The organism is Thiocapsa sp., assembly GCF_022340925.1.
GTDB lineage: Bacteria > Pseudomonadota > Gammaproteobacteria > Chromatiales > Chromatiaceae > Thiocapsa.
Genome location: NZ_JAJDNA010000072.1, coordinates 34,149 through 45,631, shown reverse-complemented (window position 1 = coordinate 45,631; position 11,483 = coordinate 34,149). Strand labels below are relative to the sequence as shown.

Below are 11,483 nucleotides of genomic sequence, written 5' to 3'. Positions count from 1 at the left end.
CGAGTTCATGCTCCTCGCGGCACGCCGAGAAGATGCCGACACCCTGTTCTTCCAGCGGCGGCTGCGCATGTCCGGCGACACGGAGGTGGGGCTCTATTTGAAGAACTTCCTCGATGCCTTCGAGCCTCCAGCGCGGTGGGCGCCGCTGACCCGGGCTTTGGACCGCATCGCCGGCCTGGGCTTTTCGCGAGATTGACCGCCGGACGGGAGAAGGGGGCTCCGTGATCACAGTCGTGGAACGGGTGCCGAGGTCGATGTCGTCCCCGGTCCCTATCGGACCCTTTCGCCGAGGTGCGTGTGGGCAATGCCGGCGTGACCCGTCCAATAGCCGTCGCAGAGGCCTGAAGGCGCCAGGTCGCGCAGTCTGGACAGTCCGGCCGTCCGGTCCATCCTGCCCGCGAGGCAGGCGCTGAAGACCTCGATCACGTCCCCGGTGCCTTCAGACTGCGGGCTGATGCGCAGGAGGTCGACGCCGAGCCGGGTGAGGTCGTCGAGCATGGGCAGGAGGTTATGGGTCCCGGCCGATTGGGTCTGAATCCCGTTGAGTGCCAGGAAGGGCTCGCCGTCCTGGGTTGCGACCAGCAGGCCATCCGGATAGTCGAGGCAGCAGAACTGGCAGTCATCCTTGGCCAGATTGCGGTTGTAGGCGGTGAAGCACCGGGCCGAGTAGGCGAGCGGAAGGCGCCCGAAGGCGAACAGCTCGCATTCGACCCCGTCAGCGCGCACGGCCAGCAGGTCGGCGGCGGTCTGCCGGCCGAGCTCGACCGGCAGGACCCAGCGCTTGAGACCACGTGCGGCTAAAAAGGCGAGTGTGCGCTGGTTGTAGAGATTGATCGAGGGGCCGGCGACGAAGGGGCGTCCTTCGAGAAACTCGAGTGCGGCCAGGTCATTGGCCTCGATGAGAAAGCGCTCCTCGGAACAGATCCGCCGCAGGGTCTTGAGCTCGCCGTCCGACTCGATCAGCGCCAGCGTCGAGATGACCGCCTGCTTGCCGGCCGCGATGACCCGCTCGCCCAGCTCCCAGTAATCCTCCGGGCGGAGGAGACGCCGCTTGGAGCAGATGGTTTCCCCGAGATAGATGACGTCGACCGGCGTCTCGATCATCTCGGCATAGAAATCGAGGACCCGCTCGCGTGGCCAGTGATAGAGCAGGGGGCCGAGCGCGAGACGGGGGAGGGGTGATGTCTGCATTGGATCGATTGTCATCGTCGTCCGGACAGGTGGGTGGCTCGATCGTGTCGCGGCGATTCAACTCATGAAACATAAGATCAACGTTGAGCTGCATCCGCCGGGGCAGCCGAAGATGCTCGCGAAGCCGGGCCGAGACGTCAATCGCGTCGGCGGCACGCGACGCTGTTCAATGCCATGGCCGATGATAGGGACCCAAGGTGGTCTGTGCGCCCTCCGAAACCTGGGCGAGGGTCTGGTGCCAGGATGCCTGCGGCCGAAACGCCCCGGGATGGCGCTGGCAGGCATCGATGGCTTCGCGCCAGACACGGGTGACCTGCGCGACGTAGCGCGTGCTGCGCTGGCGACCCTCGAGCTTGATGGCGCTCACCCCGGCGGCGAGGATGTCCGGCAGGATGTCGAGCGTGTTCAGGCTCGTGGGCGCCTCGATGGCATGGCGAATCTCGCCGTTGACCGCGTATCGGCCCTTGCAGAGTGTCGGATAGCCCGCGGGCTCGCCGTGTCCTCGACGCTCGATGAGGACGCCGCCGAGTCGGGTTTCCTGACCCTGGGGGGTATCGCGCCATTCCACATGGGCGGCCGGCGAGCAGGCGCCGTAGGTGTTGGGTGATTGACCGCTGGCGTAAGACGACAGCAGACAGCGTCCTTCGACCATGACGCAGAGGCTGCCGAAGCCGAAGATCTCGACCGGGACCGCCACGTTCTCGATCAGGTGCGCGACCTGGGGAAGGGAGAGGACGCGCGGGACGACGACCCGGCGAATCCCGAAATGGCGTTGCATGAAGCCGATCGCGGCGGGATTGGTCGCCGAGCCCTGCACCGACAGATGCAGGTTGAGGCTGGGGTGTCGCTCGGCCGCATAGTCGAGCACGCCCATATCGGCCAGGATCAGCGCATCCACCGCGAGCTCAGCAGCGCGGTCGACCGCCGCCCTCCAGCGCTCCCAGCCACTCGGCTGGGCGTATGTATTGACGGCCACGAAGACCTTGACCTTGCGGTCGTGCGCGTATCTCAGTCCGTCACGGATCTGTTTGTCACCGAAGTTCAGTCCGGCGAAGTGGCGTGCATTGGTGTCATCGCGGAAACCGAGATAAACCGCGTCAGCGCCATTGTCGACGGCGGCCTTGAGCGACGGCAGGTTGCCGGCGGGACAGACGAGCTCCATACGGGTTTTCCTCCGGGGTCAGGCCGTGCTTGCGAGCTTGGGAGCGGCGGGCGGTGCGGCGCGATCGCCTTGACGCGAGCCGCGGCGATAGAGCTCGGCCTCAATGGCATTCAGGACCGCCCACTTGCGGCTGCACCAGTCGGGTGCGAGCAGAATCTCGCGTGCGGCGGTGCCGGTGAGGCGATGATAGGTCACCTCGCGCGGCGTGCGCTCCACGAGATCGGCGCAGATGGAGACGTACTTATCCAGGCTGAGCGGAACATAGTCGCCGGCGCGCCAGTCGAGCGCGAGGCGGGTGTGGCGCACCACATGAAGCGGATGGACCTTGAGCCCTTCGACACCAAGCTCGAGCACGCGCTCCAGGCTCCGCAGGGCAGCGGTGCGTCCCTCGCCCGGCAGGCCCACAATGAGGTGGGCGCATACGGGTATTCCGCGGCGGCGGGCGGCGGTGACCGCGGTGCGGAAGTCGTCGAACCCGTGCCCGCGATTCACGCGCTCGAGGGTGCGATCGTCCGCCGACTGCAGGCCCAGCTCGAGCCAGATCTCCCTGCCGCGGGCGCGATAGCGGGCGAGCAGGTCCAGCACGGCCTCCGGCACGCAGTCCGGGCGGGTCCCGACCGACAGCCCGATCACGTCCGGGTGGACGAGCGCGGCGTCGTAGCGCTGGCGCAGGGCGTCGATCGTGTCGTAGGTGTTGGTGTAGGCCTGGAAATAGGCCATGAACCGGCGTGCCCCGGTGCGGCGGGCGAGGACCGCGCGTCCGGCGTCGAGCTGGACCGCGATCGGCGCGGGCTCTTTCGCATTCGGGCTGAAGGAGACGTTGTTGCAGAAGGTACAGCCACCGACGCCCTTGCGCCCGTCGCGGTTGGGGCAGGTAAATCCTGCGTGGAGGGCAAGCTTGTGTACCCGCTGCCCGTAGCGATCGAGCAGGTACTGGCCGAAGGTGTTGACGCGGTCGCTGAGGACGCGGTGCTGGGTCGTGGGAGCGGGCATCCGAGCAAACCTAACCGCGATCGCCAGACTGCCGTTTGACCCAAGTCAATGGAAGGTCAATCGAGATTCCTGAAGATCCGCCCCACGGGGATCTCAACGTCAAGGCTCGTCAGCTCGAGGGGCTGATCCGGGGCGATGTCGCGCAGCTCCCAGACGTCGTCGTCGGCACGCCGGAACAGCTCGATCGATCTCCGCTCCGGATCGACGAGGACAAACTCGCGGAGCGAGCGGATACGGCGATAGGCGGCGAATTTTTCGCCGCGGTCGAAACTTGCCGTGGATGGAGAGATCACCTCGATCACGAGGATCGGCGCGCGCACGAGCCGTTCTGCGCGATGGTCATCCGGATCACAGGTGACCAAGACGTCCGGGTAAAAATAGGCCTCGTCCGGGCGCGCCTGCAGCTGCATATCCGACATGTAAGCCCGACATGGGGTGTCTTCGAGCGCCTGGTCGAGCGCCGACACGAGGTTCACCGCGACGGTGACATGACGTCGCGAGGCACCCACCATGGCGAAGACCTCCCCATGAAAGAACTCGTGCCTGCTAGGCTGCTCGAGCTCCCAAGCCAGATAGTCCTCGGCGCTGAAGCGGGTCGTCGGTTGCGGCAGGCCCATGGAGTGCGAAGCGGTTCGGTAACGATTGAATGAAAGCTTAGCGCATCCGCGGGATTGCAGTGCTCGGGACTGCCTCCCTGAGCCACTGAGTTCTCATGGTCATCGCCGCATGCCTTTGCGTTACCATTTTGTGCGATGCGAGAATTCCCAATGTCCAGTCTCACATGACCTCGGAAGCCCAGGCACGGATCCGCGAGATCCCATACAACTACACCTCCTTCTCCGACCGGGAGATCGTCATCCGCTTCCTCGGCGAGCCCATGTGGCATCTGATCGAGGTGTTGCGCGGGAGCCGCCGGACCGGGCGCTCGGCGCGCATGCTCTTCGAGGTGCTGGGAGACATGTGGGTCGTCACCCGCAACCCTTACCTGCAGGACGACCTCCTTGAGAACCCCGAGCGTCGCCGCCTGCTGCTGCAGGCGCTGGCGCATCGCCTCGATCAGTTCGAGCGGCGTCTGAACAACAACCGGCAAGCCGCTGAGCTATTGGAAGCGGCGCGTGCGGCGGTGCAGCGCTTCGGGTCTTGGTTCGAGCACGAGACGGCACAGCGTGCGCGTCTCAGAAGGGCGCTTGCCGGGATCACGCGCAGGGACAACCTGGACTTCGGCGGGCTGGCGCGGGTCGCGCATGCCACCGATGCGACCGACTGGCGCGTGGAGATGCCTTTTGTCGTGATCTCGCCGGACACCGAGGCCGAGGTTGCCCCCATCGTTCGCGCCTGTATCGACTGCGGTCTGGCCTTGATCCCGCGCGGCGGTGGGACCGGCTACACCGGCTCAGCGGTGCCGCTGCGGGCGATGACCGCGATCATCAACACCGAGAAGCTCGAGAATCTCTCGGCCGTCGAGCACATCGCCCTGCCCGGCGTGGCAGGGACGGTGCCGACTGTTCGCTGCGGCGCCGGCGTGGTGACCCGGCGGGTCTCTGATCTCGCGGACGGCCACGGCCTCGCCTTCGCGGTGGACCCGACCTCGCAGGACGCCTCGTGCATCGGCGGCAATGTCGCCATGAACGCGGGCGGCAAAAAGGCGGTGCTCTGGGGCACGGCCCTCGACAATCTGGCCTCCTGGCGGATGGTCACCCCGGATGCGGATTGGCTCGAGGTCGAGCGCCTGGATCACAACCTTGGCAAGATCCATGATCAACCTTGGGTGCGGTTCCGCATTTGGCGGTTTCAGCCTGACGGGGTCACGCCCAAAGGCGAGCCCGAGCTTCTCGAGATGCCGGGTGGGTCCCTGCGTAAGGCAGGTCTGGGCAAGGATGTGACGGACAAGTTCCTGTCCGGTTTGCCGGGGGTCCAGAAGGAAGGGTGTGACGGGATCATCACCTCTGCGCGTTTTGTGCTGCATCGGATGCCGGACCATGTGCGCACCCTCTGCCTGGAGTTTTTCGGCACCGACCTCGACGTCGCGGTGCCGGCCATCGTCGAGATCAAGGCCGCTCTCGAGGCGCTGCCGGGCGTGCAGATGGCCGGCCTCGAGCACTTGGACGAGCGTTATGTCCGCGCCGTGGACTACACCACCAAGGCGGCCCGGCGAGAGCTGCCCAAGATGGTGCTGATCGCCGACCTGGTCGGCGACGACGAGGCTGCGGTCGAGTCAGCGGCCGAGCAGGTGGTCACTCTCAGCAAGGCGCGGGACGGGGAGGGATTCATTGCCGCCAGCCCTGAGGCGCGCAGGCGTTTCTGGCTCGACCGCGCCCGCACCGCGGCGATCTCGCGCCACACCAATGCCTTCAAGATCAATGAGGATGTGGTTATCCCGCTGGAGCGCCTGGGTGACTACAGCCGCGGCATCGAGCGGCTCAACATCGAGCAGTCCATCCGCAACAAGGATGCGGTCATGGAGGCCGTGCTCACCTATTTGGCCGGAGACCTGTCGGAGGCGCGGTCAGAGGGCGATTACGCGGACTCGGCCGAAGCCGCCGCCATCCTCAGCGCGAAGCGTGAGGTCGCGCGCGAGGCGGTGCAGGCCGCCCGCCAGCGCTGGCAACGGATCCTGGCGTCCCTGGACGAGCCCGCCGCGGGTCACCTCGATCTGCTGCGCGAGCAAGAGAAGGCACTGCTTCGCGCAGACGACAGCCTGCTTGCCATGATGCTCCGCCGGGACCTGCGCCAGTGCTATCGCAAGGAGGTTGCGGCGCGACTGGACGAGATCTTCGCCGGCCATGACTTGGCCCGCGTGCGTGCGCGACTCACGGAGATCCATCGCCGGGTCCGGGACTCGCGCCTCTTCGTCGCCCTGCACATGCACGCGGGCGACGGGAACGTGCACACCAACATCCCGGTGCACTCCTCGGACTATGCGATGCTTCAGGAGGCCGATCGCCTGGTCGCGCGGATCATGGCGCTCGCGACTGGGCTCGGCGGCGTCATCTCGGGCGAGCACGGCATCGGGATCACCAAGCTTCAATACCTGGAGCCCGAGAAGCTCGCCGCCTTTGTCGCGTACAAGGAGCAGGTCGATCCGCATGCCCGATTCAATCCGGGCAAGCTGATGCCTGGATCCGGGCTGGAGGGCGCCTACACGCCCTCCCTGCGCCTCGTGCAGCAGGAGGCGATCATCCTCGAGGAGACCGAGCTCGGCGCCCTCAACGACGACGTGAAGCACTGTCTGCGCTGCGGTAAATGTAAACCCAAGTGCATGACCCACGTGCCGCGGGCCAATCTCAGCTACTCGCCCCGTAACAAGATCCTGGGAACGGGCCTCATCGTCGAGGCGTTCCTGTACGAGGAGCAGACCCGGCGTGGCCTCTCGTTGCATCACTTCGAAGCCATGAACGATGTCGCGGATCACTGCACCATCTGCCACAAGTGCCTGAATCCCTGTCCGGTCGACATCGACTTCGGCGATGTCACGATGCGCATGCGGCGAATCTTGGTGGAGCGGGGCCACAAGCGCTTCAGCCTCGGGGCCTGGGCGGCGATGCGCTTCCTGAATGTGACCGACCCGTATGCGATTCGGCTGCTGCGCAAGGGGCTCGCCGAATGGGGCTTTGCGGGGATTAATCTGGCCCATCGATTGGCCAAAGCCTTGCGTCTCACTGCCAGGCGCGCCAGCCGACCGGGCGCCACGAGCCGCTCGCCGATGCTCGCCAGCCAGGTGCTGGAGCTGGTCAGCCGCCCCATCCGGGTCGACCTGCCGAAACGGACCTTCCGGCAGATCCTCGGGCTGGAGGACAGAACCCAGGTGCCCATCCTGCGAGATCCTGGGGTCGCGGCAGAGGATGCCGAGGCGGTCTTTTACTTCCCGGGGTGCGGCTCCGAGCGGCTCTTCTCCGACATCGGGCTCGCGACCCTGGCGATGCTCTGTGCGCAGGGCGTGCAGACGGTCCTGCCGCCCGGCTATCTCTGCTGCGGCTACCCGCAGCGCGCTGCGGGCCTGGAAGACCGTGGTCGCCGGATCACCATGGAGAACCGGGTCCTCTTCCATCGGGTCGCTAACACACTGAATTATCTTGATATCCGCACTGTTGTCGTGTCCTGCGGGACCTGCATGGATCAGCTGCTCAAGTACGAGTTCGAGCAGATCTTTCCGGGCTGCCGGTTGCTTGATGTCCACGAGTGGCTCATGGAGAGGGGCGTGAGCCTCCAGGGTGTCGCAGGCGTCCAGTATCTCTATCACGACCCCTGTCACTCGCCCATGAAGACCCATGCGCCGCTCAAGGTCGCGTCGAGTCTGGCCGGCCAGCCGGTGGTGCTCTCGGAGCGCTGCTGCGGCGAGGCGGGGACACTTGGCACGGCGCGTCCCGATATCGCCAATCAGGTGCGGTTTCGCAAGCAGGAGGAGCTCACCGCCGGCATCCGGGCGATCACCGGGCGGGAGCGTGTCTCGGGCGGTGAGATCAAGCTGCTCACCGCCTGTCCGGCCTGCCAGCAGGGTCTGGCCAGATATGCGGACGACACGGGGCTCAAGAGCGAGTATATCGTGGTTGAGCTGGCCCGGCGGCTGCTTGGTGAGGGCTGGCAGCAGCGATTCCTTGAGCGGGTGCAGGACGGGGGCATCGAGCGGGTGTTGCTGTAGTGAACGGGAATCTGTTTCGCGATCTGCCTGAGATCGAGCGCGGGGAGGCGTTCAATGAGCTGCTGTCCTGCGCCAATGTCCGCATCGAGCGCATCCTGAGCAGCGATACCCCGGAGCCTGTTCTCTATGATCAGGTCCAGGACGAATGGGTCTGTCTGCTCCGCGGCGAGGCGGAGCTCTGGGTGAATGGCGAGACGGTTCGGATGGGGCCGGGGGACTATCGTTTCATCCCGGCGCGGACGCCGCATCGGGTCGTGACGACCTCGACGGAGCCCCGCTGCCTCTGGCTGGCGGTCCATATCCGTCGCGGGCCGCCTCCCTTGGGCTGACAGGGATCGGCGGGAGTCCGGGGCAGGCGCCGATGGCCCATCCCCCCAGACGTCATCCTCGGTTCAACCTTGCCAGGGCACACGCCAGCCTGCGGTGCGGACGAGGATGACCACCACCAGAATGACAAGGAGCACGGCCCAGAGTGCGAGATAGATTGCATTTGATTGTTTGGCACGATTGCGCTCGGTCCAGGAGCGGGGGCGCACCCCTTTGAGCAGGAAGACGAGCTTTGCCGAGAGTAGGACGCAGACGATGTTCACGGTCAGGAGCAGCAGGGCGCCGAGCGCCTCTTCCCAACGGCCGGCACCGAGCATCATGCCGATGGTGGCGGTCGGAGGGAGGATGGCGACCGCCACCATGACGCCGACCAGGGTCGAGGACAGGCCGCCGGTGAGCGAGAGGACCGCGGCCGCGCCGGAGGCGAGGCCCAGCACGACGCCGCCCAGATCCACGTCCGTGCGGACGAGGATCTCGGGGCTGTCGAGGTTCATCGGCAAGGTCAGGGCAATGCCGGCGGAGAGCAGAAGCGAGAGGGCGAGGCCGCCCACACTGGTCTTGAATGACCGCCAGGTCAGCTCCTTGTCGCCCAGCGAGGTGGCGAAGGCAAGTGCGATGTTGGGTCCGAGCAGAGGCGCGATCACCATCGCGCCGATGACGACCGCGACATTGTTCTCGACCAGACCGATCGCCGCCACCAGGGTCGAGAGGGCGGTCAGGACAAGGAAGTTGCTGTCGAGCTGCGCCCCTTTCGCGATCTGGGTGTAGAGCTCCTCGCGGGTCGCCGCCACGGTTCTCGCCCTTGCCTCCTCGTCGTTGTTGCGCTGGCCCTCATGGGTCAGGACGGCATCCAGGGATTGAACGACGATTCGGGCTCGGTCGCTCGCCTTGAACAGGTCCTGCAGCGAATCGATCAGGGCCTGACGGCGATCGTCCGGGACCAACATGCGGATGCTGCACCGCCCGTCGGCGCCTTCGCCGCCCCACCAATGGTCCTCGGCACCATAGAAGCTCGCCATGCCGGCGAGGGTCTTGGCATGCTTCCGGTCGGCGATGACCTCGACGATCCGCATGGGATGTGCCTCAGAAGATCGGGATCTGGCTGAACAGGAGCAGCAGGAGAATCGCGAGGATGCCGACGCCGGTCCAGATGCGGTCGATCAGCCGGTGCCGCCGGCGCCGTCGCTCGACCTGCTCAGCCAGTCTGGGGTCGTCAGCCAGGCTCGGGTCCAGGTAGACGCGGCGATGGTGCAGATCGATCGCGTCGACCGCGGCGATCGCCTCGAGCGGCTCGATCCGGTAGAGGCCGGCCTCCGCGTCGACCATTTGGTGACGCAGGGCGGTCTGGGCATGCATCAGCGCGACATGGAGCGCGCCGAAGGACGCCGCGTAACGAAGCCGGACCGGCTCGAGGTCGGCCGGCGACCCGGCTGACTGGACCGGTCGCCGGTGCGTCGCCTGAATCCGCACCAGGCCGGGCCGGTCTGCGCGCGTCTCGACAGTGAGATAGCCCGCCTGCTCAGCCATGTCGGGCGGCGGAGGCGGGGCTTCTGGTTCCGACCACCAGATCAGAACGAGACCAGCGCGTCAGGCGGTCGCCACAACCGACCTTGCGAGACGGCGCCTGCGTGCGCCGCTCGGATCGATTGGACCCGCGAGTGCCCTGAGCGGACAGCTTCAAGTTGAGGTCGTGGGGCGTTCGATCTCCCAGTTGCACTGATCGATCAGGTCCTCCAGAGACTTGGCGACCTCGATGTTCTTCCCCAGCTCGAAAGTCTTTCCGCACTCCCAGCACTTGAAGGCCGCATCCGCGAGCAACGGCAGTCCTTGGCGGCAGAGTTCCCAAAGAGCGATTGACTGTTTGGTGCTCATGGTCGGTATCCCCGGGCAAGGGGTCTGAGGACTGACGCTGGCCACATGCGAAAACGTGCAGCAACAGCCGCGTTTTTGCGCCGATTGTCGATGCACCTCCCAAGAGCTTGTGCGAGTGTTGTCGGTCCGCAACAGGACAGATCGCGCGAATTGTTGTTGACCCCAAGGCGAGTCTAGCCCAAGAGATTGTCCATGTCGGTACTTCAATGGACATGGGCTGTTTTCGCAACGCGGCTTCGGCTGTCCACAGAACAGGCAACATGCGCCCAGCGTCACGCTTTTGCCACCCGAAACGCACCGAACGGCCGCGAACCGGTTCTAGGTCTGCGCCAGCGAGGCGATTGGGGCCCCGGAAAAAATGCGGTTTTATTTGAGCGAGATCAGCTCAGGCGTTCGACGGTGTTTGGCAGATGGGTTCGCACGACATCCGCAAATGCCTGGAGCGCCGCCTGACGGGGGAAGCTGCGGCGATACACCAGCGAGATGCGGCGATGCGCATCGGGTAGATTCAGCGGGCGGGCGATGATTCCACTGTCTGTCATCCAGGCGCCTCGGATCGCCAGGGCCGGGACCAGGGTACAGCCGAAGCCGGCCCCCACCAATTGCAGCAGGGTCTCGAGGCTCGCGGCGCGCAGATCCGCCATCTCCCCTTGGGTCGGACGTTCTGCGAGCCGGCACACCTCCATCACCTGATGGGTCAGGCAATGCCCTTCAGCGAGCAGCAGGAGATCGACGTTTTCCAAGTCTTGCGCCGTGATCTCCTCTTTTTCGTAGAGCGGGTGATTGCGAGGGTGGGCGAGCCAGAAGGGTTCGTCGAAGAGGGGGATGGTATCCAGGTCGGAGTCATCGACCGGCGTTGCCAGAAGCGCTGCATCGATCTCGTGCCGGGTGAGGCGTCCCAACAGGGAATCGGTGATCTCCTCCGAGAGGACGAGCTTCAGATTGGGGTATGCACGCTTCAGCGGCACCAGGACCAAGGGCATGAGGTAGGGGCTGAGCGTCGGGATGGCGCCGATGCGCAAGGGTCCGGCGAGGGGGTCCTGATGGGCACGGGCGACCTGCTCGATCGCCTGGGCCTGCTCCAGGGCGAGACGGGCGTGCGCCAGGATGGCCTGCCCGACCGGCGTGATCTCGACGGAGCGGTTGGTCCGCTCGAAGATGACCACGTCGAGCTCCTCTTCCAGCTTCTTGATCTGCCCGCTCAGCGTCGGTTGACTGACGAAACAACGCTCCGCGGCGCGCCCGAAATGGCGCGTCTCCGCGACGGCGAGGATGTATTTGAGATCCCTGAGGTTCACG

11 protein-coding genes are annotated in these 11,483 nt (G+C 65.8%); 3 read left to right on the top strand and 8 right to left on the bottom strand.

What is annotated here, in order from left to right; translation table 11 throughout:
• A partial coding sequence (gene ubiT, locus LJE61_RS09140) for a ubiquinone anaerobic biosynthesis accessory factor UbiT (RefSeq protein ID WP_296918199.1) occupies positions 1-196 on the top strand: 196 nt, incomplete at its 5' end.
• A gap of 74 nt (positions 197-270) precedes the next feature.
• Here the strand turns inward: ubiT and ubiV are convergent.
• The 4 genes from ubiV to LJE61_RS09120 all read right to left on the bottom strand — a co-directional run bounded on the left by ubiV (position 271) and on the right by LJE61_RS09120 (position 3,963).
• Positions 271-1,191, bottom strand: a complete 921-nt coding sequence (gene ubiV / locus LJE61_RS09135) for a ubiquinone anaerobic biosynthesis protein UbiV (protein WP_296918197.1) — start codon at positions 1,189-1,191, stop codon at positions 271-273.
• A gap of 166 nt (positions 1,192-1,357) precedes the next feature.
• A complete protein-coding gene (gene ubiU, locus LJE61_RS09130) occupies positions 1,358-2,353 on the bottom strand; it encodes a ubiquinone anaerobic biosynthesis protein UbiU (RefSeq protein ID WP_296911665.1) in 996 nt (331 codons plus the stop codon).
• Between the two features lie 18 nt (positions 2,354-2,371).
• Complete coding sequence (gene mnmL / locus LJE61_RS09125; RefSeq protein ID WP_296911663.1) at positions 2,372-3,346, bottom strand: tRNA modification radical SAM protein MnmL/YtqA; 975 nt, start codon at positions 3,344-3,346, stop codon at positions 2,372-2,374.
• A 56-nt stretch (positions 3,347-3,402) separates the two neighbouring features.
• On the bottom strand, positions 3,403-3,963 hold the full coding sequence (locus LJE61_RS09120; RefSeq protein ID WP_296911661.1) for a Uma2 family endonuclease: 561 nt from the start codon (positions 3,961-3,963) through the stop codon (positions 3,403-3,405).
• Between the two features lie 164 nt (positions 3,964-4,127).
• Here LJE61_RS09120 and LJE61_RS09115 point away from each other — a divergent pair, with 164 nt between their 5' ends.
• The gene (locus LJE61_RS09115; RefSeq protein ID WP_296910949.1) at positions 4,128-7,985 is read left to right on the top strand and encodes a DUF3683 domain-containing protein; all 3,858 of its coding nucleotides are present in this window, start codon (positions 4,128-4,130) and stop codon (positions 7,983-7,985) included.
• Positions 7,985-8,314: a cupin domain-containing protein gene (locus tag LJE61_RS09110; protein WP_296910951.1), complete on the top strand. Its 330-nt coding sequence runs from the start codon at positions 7,985-7,987 to the stop codon at positions 8,312-8,314. The genes LJE61_RS09115 and LJE61_RS09110 overlap by 1 nt, the downstream gene beginning before the upstream one ends.
• 63 nt (positions 8,315-8,377) lie before the next feature.
• On the opposite strand, the gene LJE61_RS09105 is transcribed toward LJE61_RS09110, so the two are convergent.
• The 4 genes from LJE61_RS09105 to LJE61_RS09090 all read right to left on the bottom strand — a co-directional run bounded on the left by LJE61_RS09105 (position 8,378) and on the right by LJE61_RS09090 (position 11,482).
• Positions 8,378-9,385: a TIGR00341 family protein gene (locus LJE61_RS09105; RefSeq protein WP_296910953.1), complete on the bottom strand. Its 1,008-nt coding sequence runs from the start codon at positions 9,383-9,385 to the stop codon at positions 8,378-8,380.
• 10 nt (positions 9,386-9,395) lie between these two features.
• Entirely contained in the window at positions 9,396-9,839 is a 444-nt protein-coding gene (locus LJE61_RS09100) for a hypothetical protein (protein WP_296910956.1), read from the bottom strand.
• Between the two features lie 150 nt (positions 9,840-9,989).
• A complete protein-coding gene (locus LJE61_RS09095) occupies positions 9,990-10,184 on the bottom strand; it encodes a hypothetical protein (RefSeq protein ID WP_296910958.1) in 195 nt (64 codons plus the stop codon).
• A gap of 380 nt (positions 10,185-10,564) precedes the next feature.
• Complete coding sequence (locus tag LJE61_RS09090) at positions 10,565-11,482, bottom strand: hydrogen peroxide-inducible genes activator (protein WP_296910960.1); 918 nt, start codon at positions 11,480-11,482, stop codon at positions 10,565-10,567.
• Position 11,483: the final 1 nt, after the last annotated feature.

What these genes read in the sequence shown, in the direction of transcription:
- ubiV (WP_296918197.1), bottom strand. Translation starts at nt 1,191, where the DNA reads ATGCAGACATCACCCCTCCCCCGTCTCGCGCTCGGCCCCCTGCTCTAT.
- ubiU (WP_296911665.1), bottom strand. Translation starts at nt 2,353, where the DNA reads ATGGAGCTCGTCTGTCCCGCCGGCAACCTGCCGTCGCTCAAGGCCGCC.
- mnmL (WP_296911663.1), bottom strand. Translation starts at nt 3,346, where the DNA reads ATGCCCGCTCCCACGACCCAGCACCGCGTCCTCAGCGACCGCGTCAAC.
- LJE61_RS09120 (WP_296911661.1), bottom strand. Translation starts at nt 3,963, where the DNA reads ATGGGCCTGCCGCAACCGACGACCCGCTTCAGCGCCGAGGACTATCTG.
- LJE61_RS09115 (WP_296910949.1), top strand. Translation starts at nt 4,128, where the DNA reads ATGACCTCGGAAGCCCAGGCACGGATCCGCGAGATCCCATACAACTAC.
- LJE61_RS09105 (WP_296910953.1), bottom strand. Translation starts at nt 9,385, where the DNA reads ATGCGGATCGTCGAGGTCATCGCCGACCGGAAGCATGCCAAGACCCTC.
- LJE61_RS09100 (WP_296910956.1), bottom strand. Translation starts at nt 9,839, where the DNA reads ATGGCTGAGCAGGCGGGCTATCTCACTGTCGAGACGCGCGCAGACCGG.
- LJE61_RS09095 (WP_296910958.1), bottom strand. Translation starts at nt 10,184, where the DNA reads ATGAGCACCAAACAGTCAATCGCTCTTTGGGAACTCTGCCGCCAAGGA.